General features: G+C 40.6%; 10 protein-coding genes. 4 read left to right on the top strand and 6 right to left on the bottom strand.

Translation table 11 applies throughout. The annotated features are described in order from the left end of the window. The first annotated feature begins 18 nt into the window (after positions 1 to 18). A complete protein-coding gene (locus tag ACQY4U_RS21650; protein WP_428331551.1) occupies positions 19 to 1,065 on the top strand; it encodes an RES family NAD+ phosphorylase in 1,047 nt (348 codons plus the stop codon). Here the strand turns inward: ACQY4U_RS21650 and ACQY4U_RS21645 are convergent. From ACQY4U_RS21645 to ACQY4U_RS21630, 4 genes are all read right to left on the bottom strand, one after another. Beyond that, positions 1,062 to 4,241 (bottom strand): NACHT domain-containing protein, encoded by a 3,180-nt coding sequence (locus tag ACQY4U_RS21645; protein ID WP_428331550.1) that lies wholly within the window; start codon positions 4,239 to 4,241, stop codon positions 1,062 to 1,064. The genes ACQY4U_RS21650 and ACQY4U_RS21645 overlap by 4 nt on opposite strands. Positions 4,242 to 4,381: 140 nt before the next feature. Beyond that, entirely contained in the window at positions 4,382 to 7,498 is a 3,117-nt protein-coding gene (locus ACQY4U_RS21640) for a hypothetical protein (RefSeq protein ID WP_428331549.1), read from the bottom strand. A 1-nt stretch (position 7,499) separates the two neighbouring features. Next, positions 7,500 to 9,365, bottom strand: a complete 1,866-nt coding sequence (locus tag ACQY4U_RS21635; protein WP_428331548.1) for a trypsin-like serine peptidase — start codon at positions 9,363 to 9,365, stop codon at positions 7,500 to 7,502. After that, positions 9,355 to 10,398: a trypsin-like serine peptidase gene (locus tag ACQY4U_RS21630; RefSeq protein ID WP_428331547.1), complete on the bottom strand. Its 1,044-nt coding sequence runs from the start codon at positions 10,396 to 10,398 to the stop codon at positions 9,355 to 9,357. The genes ACQY4U_RS21635 and ACQY4U_RS21630 overlap by 11 nt, the downstream gene beginning before the upstream one ends. Before the next feature lie 1,081 nt (positions 10,399 to 11,479). Here ACQY4U_RS21630 and ACQY4U_RS21625 point away from each other — a divergent pair. Both ACQY4U_RS21625 and ACQY4U_RS21620 read left to right on the top strand, forming a co-directional pair. Continuing rightward, complete coding sequence (locus tag ACQY4U_RS21625) at positions 11,480 to 12,334, top strand: SDR family NAD(P)-dependent oxidoreductase (protein WP_428331546.1); 855 nt, start codon at positions 11,480 to 11,482, stop codon at positions 12,332 to 12,334. Between the two features lie 72 nt (positions 12,335 to 12,406). Then, on the top strand, positions 12,407 to 13,330 hold the full coding sequence (locus ACQY4U_RS21620) for a helix-turn-helix domain-containing protein (RefSeq protein WP_428331545.1): 924 nt from the start codon (positions 12,407 to 12,409) through the stop codon (positions 13,328 to 13,330). Positions 13,331 to 13,379: 49 nt separating this feature from the next. Here ACQY4U_RS21620 and ACQY4U_RS21615 read toward each other — a convergent pair whose 3' ends face one another. Further along, positions 13,380 to 16,217 carry a family 78 glycoside hydrolase catalytic domain gene (locus tag ACQY4U_RS21615; RefSeq protein ID WP_428331544.1) on the bottom strand — a complete coding sequence of 946 codons (2,838 nt, stop codon included), beginning with the start codon at positions 16,215 to 16,217 and terminating at the stop codon, positions 13,380 to 13,382. Between the two features lie 278 nt (positions 16,218 to 16,495). Between ACQY4U_RS21615 and ACQY4U_RS21610 the strand changes: the two genes are divergently transcribed. Further along, a complete protein-coding gene (locus ACQY4U_RS21610) occupies positions 16,496 to 19,255 on the top strand; it encodes a family 78 glycoside hydrolase catalytic domain (protein WP_428331543.1) in 2,760 nt (919 codons plus the stop codon). On the opposite strand, the gene ACQY4U_RS21605 is transcribed toward ACQY4U_RS21610, so the two are convergent. After that, a complete protein-coding gene (locus ACQY4U_RS21605) occupies positions 19,248 to 20,555 on the bottom strand; it encodes a sensor histidine kinase (RefSeq protein WP_428331542.1) in 1,308 nt (435 codons plus the stop codon). The genes ACQY4U_RS21610 and ACQY4U_RS21605 overlap by 8 nt on opposite strands. Positions 20,556 to 20,668 lie beyond the last annotated feature (113 nt).

Raw genomic sequence — 20,668 nt, 5'->3', positions numbered from 1 at the left:
CATTGCTTCTCGGATTCGATGCTGCAAACGGTGATTGATGGCTCCGGAAATGGTAAAGGGACGTGTGATTTTTGTGGCACAAAGGATAAGGTTGTAGTAAGTTGCGAATATTTGAGCCCATTTTTCGAGCCGCTTTTTGAACTATATGCCCCGCATCATACGGCTGAAGTTTCCCTAAAAATCGATAAACCCTATTTGCTCCACGAACACCTTACTGCTTATTGGCCCAACCTTTTCAATGCCGGCGTTTTGAACGACAAGCTGATCAAGTTCTTAGTAGACCAAATTGGAAAAGGTGGTGAGATTTACACAAATGAACTGTTTGAAAAACCAGTTGAATTCAGCTATATCGTCAACGAATTAGCAGAGAACGCCTACAACCTGGAATTAAAATGGGAATCTTTCGCCGACGATATCAAATACCATAATCGTTTTTTTGTAAGCGAAAAGTTAGATACAGAGTTACTACAATCCATATTTGAAAGATTAGTGGTTACCATTCCTGCCGGTGCCGAATTTTACCGTGCCCGGATTTCCGAAACCCTATTGCCACCTGCCGAAATGGGCAAACCGCCGCTAGCCCACGCGACCGCCGGCCGGGCCAATCCGGTTGGAATACCCTACCTGTATTTATGTAACGATCTGAGAACAACGCTTTGCGAGACACGCATTTCCCTTCACGAAACTTTAACAGTCGGCAAGTTTACCAGCATTGAACCTATCAGTTTAGTTTCATTACGCAAGGTTGATGGCTTAGGGCCTTTCGAAGTACAGGGAAAGCAATTTTCATTGGAAGAGTTTATCGAATACCGGCCCTATTTACAAAAACTGGAAAGCGAACTGTCCAAGCCCGTGCGTAAACAAGATGTTCATTTGGACTATTTACCCACTCAATTTTTATGTGAGTTTTGCAAGTCCATCGGATTCGATGCGGTAGAATACAAAAGTTCAATGAATCCAGACGGATCAAACCTTGCTCTATTTTCCGACCGTAAGGTTAGTTGCGGTGAAGTGAAATTTTACCAGGTCAATAATTTAACATATAACTGGGATGAACTGGCTTAATGGAATAATTCGGGAAAAATTTCTTCTAACATTGCATCATATTGATGATTTTGCACTACTGGTCTTGCTTTAAATTGCAGTACTTTTTTCTTGATAGATGGTGCTGTCATTAGTTCATCATGAATTTGGTAAGCGCTTGCTGCCCGCCAGAAAATGTCGGTAAAGTCTCCGTAATGTTGCAGCGCGTTGTTCATAACACTTACCATATTGGCAAACTTGAAAGAAACAATTTTCTGATATCGAAAGGTAAAAAGCGTCATGAGTTGGCGACTGATCAGATTAATATTAGCCCTGTTATTTTGCGATTTTAGTTTGAGAAAGCAATAACCAATCATAACGTATTCAAATTCTTCGAAATCATAATCGTCACGATTTTCTATCGCTTTAATGATATAGTCCTCATCAAACTGACATTTGTGGTACCCTCGCTTAAATAAATCTTCTAAATAACCTGTTCTGCTTCTGGAGTCAGATTCTATAATTTCGACAAAAACCGTTTTCCTTTCCTTATCCACTTCGTGTAAAGGATAATGTAAAACGGTGGTCTCCAACAATGTATTAATCAAGTTATAGTTATTAGAAAACTGATTGACCAGATAGTTGATAAATGGCTTTTGTAGTGAGCCGTAGGTGGCATTAATGATTTCTTCCACTTCTTGGGCTAAATACGACTCAGCGTCTTTGGACACGTCGTTCAAGCGGTGTGGCATAGGCAATGTATTCACAACTCTTCCGTCAAGTGCGGCACGAATCTGCTCAACCAATTCATCTAAAACATGTCTATCACTGTCAGATATAATGAACGTTTTTTTCTTTTTTTGCGGTACAAAAAGCAGATAGTCCTCCGGCGACGCATCGGCCATGATATCACCTAAAACATAACGCTCATTTCTGACAATCAGATCTAATAAGCGATTGGTGACCTGCCAGTCTTCTGGGGAATGGTGAGATAGTTGTGCCAACGCTTTTTCGCCGCCGATCTGTTGCCAAAGCTCTATAAAAGTATCTTGTTTTGACAATTCCAAAACTTGTCCTAAATATTCTTCCCATTCCCTTGGGGTTCCGTCGCTCATCAAAGACAATAATACTTGCTCACTCACGAATAACCCCCGCTTGGCTATGTTACCCACCAATTGCCATCGCTTATTATTTTTTGCATTGCTTGTCCACGCGATAGAAAATGTCGAAAAAATAACCTCGCGTGTCACATTTCTGTGTTTAGCGGAAATGATAAAAAATGTATCCCAACTTGTTTCCGCGGAAGGCGTATAAGTAATGGTCAATATTGCCTTGATATCTTCTTCGCTAACCCCTTCACCACGGCTTATGCGCCCCCTAAGTTCAGGTAAATAGCGCGAAAGATACGTCGCTGAATGGGCGTAATAATTTACAAGATCTTTTTCTAGCTCAGCGAATTGAGTTTTAGCGATATGCTTTAAATTGTTGAATACATTAAATATCGAAGCAATATTAGAATCATACACCGTTTTGATAAGTGAATCTATAACTTTGAAATCAGTAGAACGTTCCACCTCTTGAATGATATATAACGCTGCTAGGTACTCAATAAAACGGATATATTTAAAACGATAATTCTTTGTATCCTCAGTATCATTGGTGATGATCTGCTCAGACATGAGTTGTAATAATATCCGGTCGACGGATAATTCCAATTCCGCAGAAATAGAAACAACTACATCAATAAAGGTTGATTTGGATATCAGTGTAGTTTTGGATTTCAGTATCTCAAAAGCTGTCATCGCCAATATCCGATAGAAACTGGCGGCATTAAAACGATCTATATAATGCTTGTCGATGAGTTCTTCTTTCTTACTGAAAAAACCACTCAAAATTTTGCCTTCCCAAATGTCAGATACAGTCAAATCTCCTTCAAAGTGATTGGCTTCTGAAAAGATCTCTAAGTTGACCGGGATCGATAGAATCCCGGCCGAAGCGGCGTTAAGCCTGTTCGTTATAGAATAATCGTAAGCCCCCGAATATTTTTGAAGGGCAGTCTCAAATTCCACTTCCGTAAAAGCACTGATCATTTTTTTCAGTTCAACGACTTCCTGACGTCCTTCAAATGCAGCTTCCCAGTCGCGCCAATATTCCTCGCGAACGGTGAATATGACCAATAGCGGAAATATGCCTAATCGTTGTTTTACTGCGATCGTATTGAATTCCTCGACATATTTCAGTAAAGCTTTGATCTCCCGTTTTTTCTGCACCTGCTGTTGAACAGGCGTTTCATCCAAAGAGTCTACAATATAAATTAAAGGTTTATTGGCGGCGAGAAGTTCGTTCAGCGCATTATTGGGATAATTCAACTGATCGAAAAATGGCTCCAAAATCATATCGATTGTTGTAAGGTTAGCTGTGCTAGCCAAACAATAGGCAAAATCAGAAAGCGAAGCTAGATTGGTCGAGAGCGTCGTTTTTCCCGAACCTGAGTAATCCCGTATAACTACGATTTGCTTTGCAGTATCTTTTTGCGGATTAACCTTTAAGCTAATGGGCTTAACTGCGTCTGCGAGCTGCCTGATCCTTTTATCAATAGTTCGGGAGATAAATACTTTGTCATGAAACTTATGTTTAAACCGGCGTAAAAACGGACCTGAGAATTTTTTGGTCAGGCTGGTAAATTGTTCTTCAATCGCTCTAACATCATATACCCATTTTCCAGCATCCTTTAATGATGTTACAGTGGGTTGAAATTTAATCTTGCAATTCAGCACCAAAAAATCTAAAAAACTTTGAAAATACAGGTTAGTCTCATCAAGCTTATCCCAAATGTCTCCGGCAATTATAATCGTTTTGATCCCAAATTTATTCAATAATTCTGCTTGATCGATCGTTGCTTGGCTAACAGGAAATAGACTACAAAAAATTCCTATAATATTCTGACGTTCACGTTTTCTCAGTTTTAATTCGAAATCTTCCCATTCTTTTGATCCTGGTGTAACCGCCGCTTTTACTGCCTTACACTCGATTAGAAAAATGCTGCCTTGATAAACAAAGACACCGTCCAGTTGCTCACTTTCCGGACTCATAACGACTGGGGGACGATGATCCCATGGCATAATCTCTCTGATAATCTGTTCAAAAAGCCGACCCCGTAGGACATCATTTTGTTCGTTTTTGAGTGCAGTAATTTGTTGGTAAAGACTTAATGACATGAGAAAAGGAGGATTAGTTAAGTGCAAAGCGAGTAAGGTTTAAGGAGGTAAATTAATTATAAATCTTCAATTATAACTTGTACCATGTATTAATGCTAATACAATATTAACATTGCATTATCTTCCAACTAGTGATCTTTTTAATGAGCAAATCTTTCCCAAACATGAGCGTAGTCTTTATACCATGCTAAACAAAGCTGCTGAAGTTGTCGAAGTTGCTCTGAGTACGGACGCAATCGTACTGCCTCATCTAACAAGGTTTGCAATTCCCACATGCGATCGATAAGTTCGATATATAATGTCAATTCCCGATCAGCACGCTTTCTGAAAATTTCAAAAAACTCAACAGGCTCCAATTCATCAAATTTGAAAGGAATAATTGTTTTGAAGACCATTTGTAGTTCAGCAGCTCCATCGAATCCTGTGAATTCTTTTAATAAAGCATATTTGATAAGACTACGCAATTCCGGCAAAGGGCCTTTCATCTCCTCGAAAAATCTTGGTGGGTCGATGGCTGGAAAATTATGATCGTCCTGATGAGAACTTCGGCTGCCACGGTCGATCGCAAATAATAAGGTTCTGGGCGTTTTTTTATCATCCCAGCCACCTTCAATATCCCCAAAATCTTCCAATACATCTGCGATTCTACCTATATTTTCATTGACCCTGGTGGAACTAGTATAATCAGTCCGGCGGTCCAACCAACCCGTATCTAGTTTAGCAAATGGAATTGTCATAAGATAATTTGGAAAAAGTGGTTGACCGGCACAAAGTTGAAGCAATAAAATAACGCGATAAATCTCCGGAGAACGGTATTTCTCTGTTACTTTACGCAGCAGGCGAACAAGATGCAAAAGATCATCCTCCATTTTTAGGTCGCGCGGGCTAGAAGCTACGATCAACATAGCACATATAGCCAAACGACCAATGTAATTACCAAGATGCTTGGGCTGACGCTCTATTTGGTTGGCCAAATCTGATGAACCCAAATAATTTTTGAATACATCAATGGTTTTAAGATCAGGCTCGTCGTTTTTGATAATTAATATGATAAAGGCGTTAAGATTAGCCGCCAAATCTTGGCTTGGGAGATTTACAGAATCCACGATAATGCTTTTCCATTGCCCAGTTTGAAATAGGGTCTCTTGTTGCCAATCGATAAGATTTTCAGGTAATGGTACTCGATATGAGTAACGGCGTTCCCCTTGGTGCATCAAGGTAAGTGCCGCACCGAATTGCTGTGTCTCTAAATACCTATTACCTAAGATTTCAAAACCTTGCGGTTGATAACGGTGAGGTAACTGATCTAGTTGTTGGCGTGTAATTCTTTGGTGCCATAGGAGTTCGAAGACAATTTTTGATTTTTTTGGGAAATCCAATAGGTCACCCTGCAATGTGCCTTCAATAGTTTTTAGTGGGATTTCTTTTTCATAAGCGGGTAAATTATCAAAATCACCTAACATCATTTGATGATAGAACACTTCAATTTGATTTTCTTCGCTATAATTTTCGGAAAAGTAATTGATAGCCGACACGTGCAGTTTTCTGGCTGTATCGGGGTCATTAGCGATCATGACTTGCAGAATAGCCCGGCGTAAATCTTTTCGATGCCAGAGTCTGCCGTCACTTAAATAAGCAAGCCAGCCGTAATTTGCAAGTTCGTGCAGAAGACGGTCAGCTTTAATGGTGTCCACGTCCTCCAAGCCCAAAACTGGCGCAAGCACTTTTTGGATTAGGTCTGTAGTTAAATATCTTAAAATCAAACCTGGATAGGCCATCAAGCGTAATTCATCTCGTTTGAGACGGAGTAATACACGTCGGTAGATGATGCCCGTGTATAACACTGCGTTTTTTCCACCCCAGGCCAAGTCTTTTTCCAATTGTTTAACCCCATTTTCACCCTCCTGGTGGTACAGTTGTGCCAATAGCTTTAACTCAAGGGGGCGCTTCGGGATTGATCTATTCCGCAACAGATGCTGTATTGTAAGATGAGGTAAGCCGAATCGACCTAAAAATTGCTCGCTGGTTTCCCGATCAAAGGCATCGATTTCAATAGTTTGAACAATTGTGGTTAATTGAATCAATCGTTCTTGTTCTTCCATGATACGTCCGGAGAAGATCACATTTAATTTGATCGGTTCAAGCAGAGATTGAAGCTCATTCACCCATTCTACAATAGATTCTGTTAAACTTCGTTGAATCACTTCTTCAAAGGTGTCCAAGATCAAGATCCAAACCATCGGCCTCGATATTCTGTCTTCTACATATGCTTTACGGAAACGCCGCAGAAAATCCCGGCTCGCCCTTTTTTGCGAATCATATTCTTCAGCATAAAAGTTAGCCCGGTTGATCTTATCCGTCCAATCCGCATTCCACTCATCATCAAATGTATTGGCTATATTAAATTGCAATTGGATCTGCTTAATAATTGCTGTTTCAAGCCAAAAAGTATCACGTGGGTTTATGCCAGGCCTGTCAAAATCCAAAATGGCAATACCGGCCTCATTAGAGTGGAATAGCTGCGTGTGGAATTTATTGAGTAATGCCGATTTTCCTGCCCCTCCGGCACCTGTTAAAATAAGCCCGAACCATTGAGGACGCTGTTTTCGTTCGTGAACAAACTCCATGAGCTTTTCTTGCTCTGCAAATCGCCCGATAAATTGTTCAGGCTCAACCATGCCCTGTTCAATCAAAAAATTTCTTTTCTCGATCTGAAGTTTTACCCGTTTCAGATCTGGAAGGTTAAGGTCAATGCCTTCCAATGCTTCTAAAGCCAGGGAATAGGCTAACAGATCTGACTCAGATAACGTGGCAGCAATTGGTGGTGTGGTTGAGTCTGATAAAATCTTTCTAATATATGAACCGACCTCATCGGTCACCGGTAAATCACCATCAAGTTGCAAATTGAGCTGATTCCCATTTAAAAGCTCGTTTATGATGGTCTTTCGAGTACTTTTTTCCAGCCACCATCTGGGCGGCGTAGTTTCGCTTATGGTGCAATGCTGATGTAATTGTTGCAACAGTATGTTTTCATTAGGTAGGTTGCGTACCACATCTAAGGGTGAAAACCAACCACTAAGGGCAGCTTGCGCGAAGATTTTCGAGGCCGTATTCGTTGTCCCAGACGCCATTGTATAATCTTGGCTACTGATGTTTTCGAAAGCTTCTTTAGAAAATACCTGATCACTCGCCGTTTTTGAACGACGACTTGCCACAATGTTTTGCAATAACTTATTGTAATCGATCATATTTTCCATGTTAAAGTTTGCTTAGGCGGTCCATGGTGTCATATACAGTCCGTATCAGTGATTTCAAGGCCTGTGCGGGGGCTGTCCGCATATCCGAATCGTAAGATCTTACAGTGTCATGTAGAGTCCAATTAACGATCTGATCGTAATTTCCGCCACCGAGATAGGCGGTGTAATAGTTAAAAAACGTCCTTAATTGGTCTTCTGTGATAGCTTTCACTGCATGGATCTGACTCAACGGGGCCAGTTCCAACGGCAACTGCGGCGATCCGCCGTCAATGATGATACGTAGCCAGTCTTGGGATTTAACGAGTTCACAAATCAAATAGAAAAAATCTTGTAAATAAATTCCTTCTAACTTGTATTGATTAATGTCGGTGAAGATCAACCAAACCAAGCGTTCATCACGCTTTTCTTCTAGTAATCGCGTTAAATGGACAAGTAGTTCATATTGAAGCCATAGCGCAGATGTCGAGTGTTCATCACTAAAAGGAGTTATTGTGGGTGCCTGTAAACCCAATTTTTTAGCTAGATAATGCAGAAAGGAAGCTGCGTTCATTTTGGAGATAGTCTCGCCGCGAAGTTCCAGTTTCAAATGGGCACCTTCAACTAACATCCGTTGCAAAACGCGGATTCGGAAGGTTTTTCCGAATCCATCAGCACCTTGGATCAGTATTATTTTAGGTTTTCCAGCAACAGCTTGCCATACTTGGGCTTGAAAAGATTCGCAGCCAATTATAGGCTCCGGCAAGCTTTCATCGAAAGTCCACAAGGGGTACTCTTCAGGGCTAAGTGCTGGTAGTTCGTTATAACGCGATTTAATATCTTGAAGAATGGCTGCCAGCGGAATACCCTTATTAACGCCGTCTTGGTTCCAAGTACCTTGATGAATGCCAAAGCAATTGAAAGAACGATCAAAACAAGGACCGCCCGAAGAGCCATCCGTCGTGTTGGCGTTATGTAAAAAGCGTAACTGGGGGATAAATGCGCGCTGACTTTCCTGAGCAGCAACCACTTTTTGTTGGTCATACCGCAGCGGTGCCATTTTAGGATATTGAAATATCACCAGCGGGTCTTCTGACCGTGGTACAACTGAACGGCTGTCAGGTCTGGCGTATCGGCGCTTTAAGCCGACCGGTACACTTAACCGGATAATCGCGTAATCCCATAATCCGCGAAGTTCTTCCAGATTTTCAGGGTTTTGATGAGCTTTTTCCAGTTCGTGACATGGGGCAAATGCAACGCACCAGTTAGCGGCAGCTGGTACTTGAGTAATCGAAGGGGCTTGTTGACGTCTACCGTCAGCACTAAAAGTATCGCGGTTATCAAAATTCACTACCAAGCGGTTATATTTTAGGAGATCTGGCTCATAGCCATCTGCGGTACTGTTAAACAAAGATTGAACCACATGCCACGCGGTCAAAAATAAATGCGGTCCGATCAATACACCACTACCAGTCGCAATATTGTTGATCATTACCTGTCCGGTCCAGCGGGTTCCATCGATCATCCCTTTGATACTCAGTTCCGGTAAGCCAAATCCTCTAGCTGGGTCACTTAAGCCCTGCAATCTAGCTGAACCGCCGACCAGATGCACAGCTGTCTGTTGTAAGTAAGATTCAGATAAGCCGTTCTCAATAATAAGAATATCGATTAAATGATCAAACCAACCATTATTGTTTGCCTGTCGCATAGCAATCGCATAAGCTTCCTGTTCAAGTTGTGCAGCAGCAGTCAGGATATCAAACTCAACCCGGTCTGCAGCGTCCAACTCTTGCTGAGCTTGTAAATAGAAGATGGAAAATTCCTCGCGGGTACAAACCAACCCATTGATGAGCGCCTGATAACCATCAGCAGCTAATTGTTCAAATGCCATAGTCGCCGAGGATTTCTGAAAATTGCTTATTGTTAGGGCCGCCGGTGATTGATTTGATTGCCGCCAATGCGTGCGCAAAGTTCGCCCGGCCTGGTGATCCAGCATAATGGAGACCAGTCGCAGTCAGCATAGAAGTGGCTTGAATGACTGGTGAGCCCGAGTTACCACCCATAGTGGTTGCGTCATGCGTGAAACGGATAGCGCGCCCAGCGGGGCCAGGTGGTAATATTATGCCAGGCGACAGGCGTTTATACCCATAGCCGTCTGCAAATAACTGATTTAAAATCCAGTTTGAATACGTTCCTGGCTCGGATGGCCCGGGGTATCCAATGACATAAACGATCTCATTTGCGGCCGGCAAATCTGGTGAAGGGCTGATAAGTTTTCTAGGTAGAAACTCGTCTTTTACTTGATTAAGTTTCAACAGGGCCGTGTCAACTTTACCATGGGCGCCACTTGACGGGCCGTAATAAACAACATCAATGATCAATCTTATATTTTTATTTTGGTGCCCGTTTTTTTCCCGACCGAAATTCACTTGCATGGTCGGTTTCAGTTGCCAATGGCCATCCGTATTCAACGTAGCTATCGCTTGTAATACATGCAGGTTGGTCATCAATAAATCGTCCGCGATAAGAAAACCAGTGCCGTAATACCGATGCTCGTATATTGCAGATTCTATGCGTCCAACACAGGTTATCGCATCTTCGAGTAGTGAGCCACTAACCGTAATTAGTTGTTTCCAATTGCCTTTTGGATTACTGTCGAGATCAACACGATCACCGGCAATCAGGAAGGCAGGACGCGAGCCATCTGTCATGACGATAGCTTCCAAAAGCAGCTCTGCGTTTGCATTTTTATTCAATGCGATCACATCTCTTTGTTCAAGTTGTTGAAGCTGCTCTTTTCCATGCTGCTCGATTTCATGCTTTAATTCTACTAATTTAATATTAGGGGTTTGATTTAGAGTGGCCAGTTTTTCAATATGGGTTAAACTGGTTGCTAGACGCTGCTCTATCTCTGACTGTTCCATTGAATTCAACAGGTCGTGCGATTCTAACAAATTCGATGTACCTGGTCCGGCAAATTGCCACATTAGGCGTTCACAGTCTTCGGGCGTTATGATAGATCTAGGCATAGCGGTTTGTTGTAAGGTCGTTAAAATTATGCTATTTTAATTACATCAAGAAATAGTAGTGTCGCTACGTTACTATAGGCGTTGTCATGTTAATATTCTAGAATATGCAGTCCTGCAAGGTAAGGTGGCCGAGGTGCTCATACTGAAGATCATCAAAAAGTCCTGGCTATCTAAAGCAAATGGGTCCAATTTGTTTAGGGAGTTGCATGTAATGAAATTTTAAAAATGATAATTAAATTCAACAAAGGATAACTGAACATTATATAAACTAGGCTTATATAGATGTATTACCTAAAGATTCGGTCGAGAGTCCACGGAAACCGGCAAATTATTCGGGTTATATTCTATGTGGGGTATTCAAGCAACAATTGATAGATAGCAGCAAAGTCCGTAGCAAGAGAAAATGCTTTGGCCAAGGTTACCCAGTTAAAGCAGTCAAAACTTTATATTCAATGAATTTTTCACAAAAAAAAATCATTGAATATGAATTCCTTAAAATTCTTTTTTCTTACTATTTTTGATGAGCATTGACAGCAAATAAAAAGCCAGCACGTGCGCGATAGTTCCTTAGAGGTTTCAGAAAATGCCCTAATTCACACCCACATATATTTGGTATAATTGAAGCATTTGATAATCAATACATTAGAGCGTTTCGGATGCATCCTGCCACCCCGACTGATACCATTCAAAGCCTGTAAATCATTGATTTACAGGCTTTGTTATTTTGTGCCTTTTTATAACTTGTTGGTGTACTGTATTTTTAGGATTTGAATATGATGCAGGTTATCAAATTAAACTTTTATAAGTTTTTATACCTGATGTTACATTAATGCCTATGCAATTTATTATCAATTAATTAGAAAAAAAATATACTGCCCTTATCGCTTTCTCATTTAGCCTACAAAAATCCTCAATTAGGCTACATGCGGCAATTGGTATCTGTTCACCTTTGTTGTGTTATTTAAAACATAAAACTATGACACATCAAAATGATAATTCAACGGTAAGTAAGGTCTGGTTCATTACAGGTGCTTCCCGGGGTTTTGGCCGCGTTTGGGCCGAAGCAGCGCTTAAGCGTGGCGATAAAGTTGCAGCCACGGCACGTGCTTTAGCAAGTATTGCTGATCTTAAAGATAAATATGGTGCCAGTGTATTGACTTTAGAACTGGACGTAACCAAGCCCGAGCAGGTTAAAAATGCTGTGGACAAAGCACACTCACATTTTGGAAGGCTTGATATAGTACTTAATAATGCAGGCTATTCGCTTGTTGGTACTATTGAAGAAGCCAGCGCAGAAGAAGTTAGGGCACTTTACGAAACAAATATTTTCGGAACATTGGCTGTTATCCAAGCGGCTTTGCCTTTGCTGCGTAAACAGGGGGGAGGCCATATACTTGGCACATCAAGTGGCCTGGGCCACGTGACAATGCCGGTGATAGGCTACTATTGTTCATCAAAATGGGCGTTTGAGGCAATCCATGAAAGCCTTGCGGCAGAAGTTAAATCTTTCGGAATTAAAGTTACCATTATTGAGCCTGGCGCCTATGCCACTGAATTTGGGAGCCAGGAGTCTTTGAAATTTGCACCCGGGCTGGATATTTACAAAGATTTTAAAGAGCATTTTTTTGGAGGTTTAAGAAATATGGAAAGAGGCGACCCCAATGCAACGCCCGAAGCCATTTTTAAAATTGTGGATGCAGCGCACCCGCCACTGCGTTTTAATCTCGGCAGTCATAATTTACCCTGGGTACGTGCGGCCTATGCCGAGCGGTTGGCTATATGGGAAGAATGGGATGCTATCTCCAGTTCAGCTCAAGGGCAATTAAAGTAATCTGTTAGTAAAGAATCAATGATAACCGTTAATTAAATCTTTTGTCGGTTATCATTTTATTAAATTGTAAAAATGAAAAAAGAAGAAAACGTCCCCTATAAATTTGATTCTTTATCTGATGCACACCGGGCCTTTGGTTTACCTAAGCCCTTGCATCCCTTAATTAGTTTGATCAATAGTGCAAATACACAGATTGATTTTAATGCCCACCCACATTCACATGTGCTTAACTTTTATAAAATCTCGTACAAGGAAAAATTGAGCGGGAAATTAAAGTACGGACAAAACTATTATGATTTTGACGAGGGTGGATTATTGTTTGCTGCACCTAACCAAATCATCGGTAGTAATAATGAAAACGAAACCAGGGAATGTTCGCTGTATACATTGCTTATACACCCTGATTTTTTTTGGAATTATCCATTAGCCAAAAACATCAAAAACTATGGTTTCTTTTCCTATTCAACTTACGAGGCCCTGCACTTGTCAGATCAGGAAAAAGCAACGATCATTTCTATATTTAAGATTATGGAGGAGGAGTTAAGCAGCAGGATAGATGATTTTAGCCAGGATGTAATGATCTCCCAGATAGAGCTATTATTAAACTATGCTAACCGTTTTTATAAACGCCAGTTTATTACCCGAAAAGCGGTAGGCAGTGATCTTTTACAAAAGCTGGAAGAAATTTTAAATGAATATTTTAACAATGCAAAGTCATTGACCCAGGGAATCCCAACGGTTCAATACCTTTCCGAAAAATTAAATATATCACCCAGTTATTTAAGTGATATGCTGCGTTCCCTTACAGGGCAAAATGCGCAACAGCATATTCATTATCAACTTATCGAAAAAGCTAAGGAGAAATTATCTACAACTAATTTATCGGTAAGTGAAGTTGCTTACCAGCTGGGTTTTGAGCACCCGCAATCGTTCAGTAAATTATTTAAAACAAAAACTAATCTTTCCCCGCTGGAATTCAGGCGCACTTTTAACTAATCTTATTTAAAAAACATTAAACCCTTATTTAAAAATAATGGCATCAAAATTATTTTTCGTTAATCGTAAAATGATAAGTGCCAGATGCTACCCGTAAACTAAAAACGCCCGATTTTTCTCCTAAAAATTTAACGCCTTCAGCTTTGTTTTGGAAATTACCCATTCCTAACTTATCAGTTGGTAAATACAAAGTAGCTTCGGTATTAATTGGGATGGTTACATCAATAGTTAATTTCCCTTGTTCTCGTTTCCATTCGCACTTGATATTCCCGCTGATAGACTTATACGACCCTTTAACCCAATCTAAGGTTTTTAAAAAGGCTGGCTTGATGGTAAATTTCCTGAATCCCGGCCCGGTTTCGTCTGGGCTTATGCCAATCAGGTGTTGAAAAAACCACTCGTTGATCTGGCCCGACATAAAGTGATTCTGCGAACCAAAATCACCAACACCAGCATCCCATTTTTCTGTTAGTGCCGTAGCTCCCATTTTTAGCTGATAGCCATAGCCAGGTTTGTCAGTCTGGTTGTTCATATCATAAATAACATTGGAGTACCCTTCGGTGGCCAGTGCTTCCAGCAAAAAACGATAGCCTACTTCGCCCGAAGTAAAAGAATTACCCGCCTTGCGAATGTCTGCAACCAAATTTTCTGATATTTTTTTTCGGTATTGGCTATCGGCCAGGTTAAAAAATAGCGGTATGGCTAATGTTGTATTGGAGCTGGTGGAGTAGGACACCTTAACCGGGTCAAAAAACATTTTATTGAATGCCGTTTTAACCGCCAGCTCTTTTTGCTTATATAAAGCAGCATCCTCTGTTTTACCAAGAATGCCTGCAATGCGCGACATAATTTGGCAATCGTAATAAAAAATAGCGGTTGCTGTAAATGATACCGGCGTTAATTGCGATCCCCAGGCCGGTTTGGGGCCAATGTCGTACCAATCGCCCAGGCCTGTATATAATATGTTGTCTTTAGTTGTCGAATCCAGGAAGGCTACGTATCGTTTCATCTGGCTGTAATACCGGTTCAACAGTACAACATCACCCGAAAACAGATACTGTTGCCAGGGTACTATAATAAAAGAACTGCCCCATTCGGGCGAGTTGCGAAATCCGTTGTTGATGTTTTCGGCTGCATAAAAATATTCGGGTGCAATATTGGGAACCAGGCCATTTGGTAACTGACTGTCGGCCATATCATTCATAATCTTTCTAAACATGAGTGACAGGTCGAAGTTATACCTAAGTGAAGGGCCGTTTAGGTGATATTGTTCCAGCCAGCCTAATTTTTCGCGCTGCGGGCAATCAGTCATTATACTCATCATATTGCTTCGTTGCGCCCAGCGCACCAGCGTGTATATGCGGTTAAACAATTGGTTGGAACAGGAAAAAGTGCCAATAGGTTCTGCCGACCCGTGGACCACTACACCTTTTATCATTTCTATTACCGGTAATGTAGTTTTACCGGGCGCCGGAAAAATCTCTACCTGTAAATAACGGCCACCCTGATAAAAAAACTTAGGGAACCATGATTCGCTGCTGGTCGATCCTATGGTGTACTGCCACCAGGCAGGCCTTACACCATCCTGCGTGGCCGACCGGCGGTCAACCGTACCATCAGGGTACAAAAGTTCTGACGGGATGATCCTTACCACAGCACCCGGTTCGCCTTTTACCCTGATCTCCGGCATAATGGATGCATTTTGCCCAAGGTCGTATACCATTACATCCGGTTTCAGGTGTTTAACAGCTACAGGATTGAGGTAGGCAATTTTTCGAATAGGGGCTGCTGCAGCCGATAATCCGGTTAATTTTCCGCCGGGTGAAATAGTTTCAATAGCTTTATCCCAGGCTTTTTGAGGATTAAAGTCTGGTTTATCCCACCCATCAGGATCAAGCCTTTTATCAAAGTCTTCGCCGCCATAGTAATTGGAGTAAGTTATTGGCCCCGGCGAAACCTGCCAGCTATTATCCGTTCCAATCGTTTGTTTTGTTCCATCGTTGTAGGTGATGGTGAGCATGGCAATCATTTTTAACGGACCGTAAGTGTTAAGGAATTTCACATAACGCACCGAATCGGGCTGGATATTATAAAGGCTGTTACCTAAAATAACGCCTAAAACATTTTGTCCTTTTAATAGCCGGGTAATATCATAGGTATCGTAAAGAACAGTCTTTTTATAGTCAGACCATCCGGGAGATAAAATGCTTTTATTAATAGCCACCCCGTTAAGCGTGCATTCATATTGCCCTAAACCGCTGATATGAAGAACAGCACTTTGAATGCCCGGTTTAGTTTGAAACTGTTTACGTAATAACATCGACGAATAATTAGCCTCAGTAGCGTTTGGCATATATTGGCGCATTTCTGCAATGTTATTTTTGATATTAAAATCCTTTTTAATCGTTTTATAACTGTGAGCATAACGTTCGGCTCCATTTGCTGTTATCCATTTGGCTTCCCAATCGGCAGCGTGTAATAACCCCATTGTCCACGTAGCTGGTTTACTCCAGGCAGATACTGTTCCTTTACCATCCCATACTCTTATTTTCCACCAATAGGTAATTCCGGAAGCCAAAGGCTTTCCGGCATATTTAATAAAAGCCATGCGATCGCTCATCACCTTTTTAGAATCCCATAGTATACCGGAAGATTTAAAATCAGAAGTTTTTGAAACTAATATTTGATAGGCGGTTTGGCTGAGATTCTTTTCGACATCACTTTTGCTGTTTAACTGATAACTAAGGCCGGGGTTTGCGATATCAACTCCTTCCGGATTGGTCCGAAGCTCACACTTTAGGTTATCGGGTATTAAATGGCTTTGCGCAAAAGCAGCCATCTTTAAAAATAAAAGCAGTAAAAAGAGTATGATTTTTATCTTTCTCATAAACAACATAAAATATGCCAATACGCTTGTAAATGGCTTAGTAGCCTTTAGTTTTGGGCGCTGGTAAATTACATTTTATAAATAATTTTTTGCAATATTATTGAATGTTTGGAAAGCATTTGCACTATCCTTCTTGCTTAAATAAACGTTTAATTTATGGTATGAAAATCAATAGGTCAATTTTACTTTTTAAAAATTTCTATTAATTTGCAGGTGTTAGCTATAGTTGATTTTACCGGAATGATTTCAAAATATAAGGCTCATTATTTTATAACTAAATGTACAAACCAATCCTGCTTTTTTTATTAATGTTACCGGGGGGCCTGTTGCTGGCTAACATAAAAGTACAAACAACTTTATGCGAATACCGCGAAAACCCAATAGGGGTTGATAATACCAAGCCCGCCTTAAATTGGACAATGGTTGCTGATTTGCGGAATGTAAAGCAAGTTGCCTACAGGGTATTGGTTGCTGATGATTCTTTATTGCTCAAAAAAAATGATGGCAATATCTGGGATTCAAAAAAAGTAATTTCAGATCAGTGTATACAGGTTGAGTTTGGTGGTAAAACGCTTAAACCCGTAAAAACATACTATTGGAAAGTGATGGTATGGGATAATTATGGGCACCAATCGCACTGGAGTAAAATGGCAACATGGCAAATGGGGCTTTTAACTAAAAGCGATTGGAATGCAGCGCAGTGGATAGGGTACAGCAAAATGCCGGATAAAGAATTGATTGTGCCGGCAATTGATAACTGGAGCGATAGCAGGTGGAACCAGGGTAGCGATACTTTACCGTTATTGCGCAAAGAGTTTTTTGCACGTAAAACTATAAAAAGTGCCGTTGTTTACATTTGCGGCCTGGGCCAATTTGAGCTTAGTATTAACGGAAAAAAGATTGGCGACCACTTTTTAGATCCGGGATGGACCCAGTTTGATAAGCATGCCCTATATGTTAGTTTTGATGTTACTAAAAATATTAACCCGGGCAAAAATGCTGTGGGAGTTATGCTGGGCAATGGGTTTTATTACATCCCGGGCGAAAGGTATCATAAACTTAAGGGACAGTTCGGTTATCCAAAAATGATATGCAGGTTAGTTGTGCAATATAGTGATGGCTCGGAAGATAATATAGTGAGCGACGGATCATGGAAAGTTTTGGCAGGGCCGGTAACATTTTCAAGTATTTATGGGGGCGAAGATTTTAACGCTAATTTACAGCAGCACGGCTGGAAAAGCATTGGCTTTAATGATAAAAACTGGAAAAAAGCGGTGATAGTTGACGGCCCTCCGCAACTTGACGCACAGATGCAAGACCCGCTGAAAATATTTGAAACTTTTAACGCAAAAAGCATAACCCAGCCTAAACCCGGTATTTGGATTTATGACATGGGACAAAATGCATCGGCAATTCCTTTTATCAGTGTAAAAGGTAAAGCTGGCGATATGATAAAAATAACTCCTGGCGAGCTGCTTGATAATAACGGATTAGTTACGCAGGCTGCGGTAGGCAGTCCTGTATATTTTAATTATACCCTAAGCGGCAATGGTATTGAAAGCTGGCAGCCGCAATTTATGTATTATGGTTACAGATACTTGCAGATAGAGGGAGGGGTACCTGTAAAAAAGCCGAACTCAAAAGGCCTGCCGCTGCTTTTAAGTGTTAAAAGTTTGCATACCCGCAACGCTGCCAAGCGCATAGGTACCTTTACTTGCTCAAATACCTTATTTAATAAAACTTTTAAACTGATTGACTGGGCTGTTCAAAGTAACATGGCCAGTATTTTAACGGATTGCCCGCATCGTGAAAAATTAGGCTGGCTGGAAGAAACGCATTTAATGGGAAACTCTATCCAATACAACTATAACCTGGAAACACTTTTTCATAAAATAGTAAGGGATCTTATCCATTCACAAACACCTGATGGGTTGATACCTGACATTGCACCCGAGTATGTCCGTTTTGATGGTGGTTTCCGTGATTCGCCGGAGTGGGGCAGCAGTGCTGTGATCTTACCTTACGATATATATAAATGGTACGGTGATAAAAACCTGCTTGCTGAAAGTTTTGATATGATGAACCGTTATGTACGCTACCTGGATAGGAAGGCGCAGGATCATATCCTTTATTTTGGCCTGGGCGACTGGTACGACATCGGGCCTAAAGATCCGGGTTATTCCCAGCTCACACCAAAAGGCATTACAAGTACTGCAATTTTTTATTACGATTTAAAGATGATGACCGAAGTTGCCCACCTGTTGAATAAGCCGGAGGATGAAAAATGGTTTACCACTACCGCTGCACAGGTAAAAATTGCCTATAACAATAAGTTTTTTGACCCTACAACATATCAATATGGAACAGGCAGCCAAACAGCCAACGCTATCTCTGTTTACACCGGTCTTGTTGATGAAAATGATAAGGGAAAAGTGTTGAATAATATTGTTACTGATATTCGTAAACATCATAACAGTATTACTGCTGGCGATATTGGCTATAGGTATTTGTTAAAGGTTTTAAGTGACGGAGGCCAATCTGATGTGATTTTTGATATGAACAGTCGTTCGGATGTTCCGGGTTATGGTTACCAGATAAAGAAGGGGGCAACGGCGCTTATTGAATCGTGGCAGGGAAATCGTAACGCATCTAATGATCATTTTATGCTCGGACATCTTATGGAGTGGTTCTATAATGGCTTAGCCGGGATCAATCAGGATGATAACTCCACCAGTTACCGCAATATTATCATCCGTCCTGAAATTGTTGGCGATGTTACAACAGCATCGGCTAGTTATAATTCGCCTTATGGCATAATTAAAAGCGAATGGCATAAACATAAGGATGGGTTAAATATGAGCACCACAATACCCGTTAATTGCGAAGCAATTATATATGTACCATCTCAAAAAACTTCTGTAATAACAGAAAGCGGTCAACCACTTGGTTTATCCAGGGATGTTCAATCATTAGGCTATCAGAATGGAAAAACATTGATAAAAGTAGGCTCCGGGCAGTATTCTTTCAGGGTTAAGTGATTTTTGCGGGTAAACTGAACCAAAATACAGAACCTTCACCTTCTATGCTTTCAACGCCTATCTCACCGTTATGCTGGCTGATGATCTCGGCGCAAATAAACAATCCGAGGCCAAGTCCTGAAAATACCTGGGATGATTCATGAACGCGAAAAAAGCGGTCAAATATAAAAGGTAGCTTATCTTCAGGAATACCTATGCCCTGATCCTTTACTGAAACTTTAATATCTGTTCCCTTAAGTTCAATACTAACATTAATAAGGCGTTTTACAGGTGAATATTTAACAGCATTTGTAAGCAGGTTAATAATCACCTGTTCTATTCGTGTTTTATCTGCCAAAACGGTACTATCAACACCGTCCTCAATAATAAATTGATAACCTTTTGCCTGGTGCTCTATCTCTGTAATACAATCAGCAATGGCTGTTGCTAAAGGAAAAATAGATTTATTTAATTCTAATTTGCCCGATTGGGTTTTGCTAACATCTACCAGATCGCTAACAATGGCCGATAATTTTACTACCTGCCGGTTGGCGATTGTTAATAATGGTAGCGCATCTTTTAATACATCATTTTTTGAAACCATTTTTTGCAGGCTCTGCAATGATGCTTTCATACTGGTGATCGGTGTTTTAAGTTCATGGGTAGCAAGGCCCAAAAACTCATCCTTTTTCTCCATTAGCAGTTGTAACGAACCTAATGATTTCTCCAGGTTGGCAAGCAGTGCTTTTTCTTTGTCACTTGATTCCCTAAAAGCCTTAAAAAAATAATAATGTATAACGATCAGTAAGGTGAAGTTAAATACCAGCACAATACCAAAGGAAGGTCCATTACTTACCTGCTCTAAAAAATTTGTTTCTTTTTGAATATAGTGCAGTATTAGAAGTACAAAAGGAACAATGTTGAGGATAGAATACAACAAACCCCACCTAACGCCAAGTATATAATAACTACAGGTTACAACAATTAAAATGTATTGTATGGCAACTAAAAAATAAAGGTTATATAAAATGAGGTTGGACCAGATGAGGTAGCTTACAGCAAATATAAAGAAATGGGTAATAATTCGCCAGGAAACACCCCCTAACAATAGTATTAACCCCGATGCGAAAATTGAAAGCAAAACAAATATTCTGATAGAAAAAACATGCTGCCGTATTATGGTTAATGTTAACAGTACCACCCCTAATAAAAAAAATGAAAGCAGCCCTTGTACCAGTATTCTTATCCGGGCTTTATTGAGTATTTCGCCCTCTTTATTTAGTATATATTCGTACCTGCTGAATAAGCTTTTACCCATCATATAATGAAGTATTTAACACAACAATAACATGTTTGTTGTAGTAGGGGCATATATTTTTTTGTTTATGAAATTTAGCTTTGCCACTATTATTAAGCTTATTTAAATGATAAAGT

The organism is Mucilaginibacter sp., from assembly GCF_965277465.1.
Taxonomy (GTDB): domain Bacteria; phylum Bacteroidota; class Bacteroidia; order Sphingobacteriales; family Sphingobacteriaceae; genus Mucilaginibacter.
The sequence above is the reverse complement of the archived record's forward strand: the minus strand, read 5'-3'. Positions and strand labels throughout refer to the sequence as shown.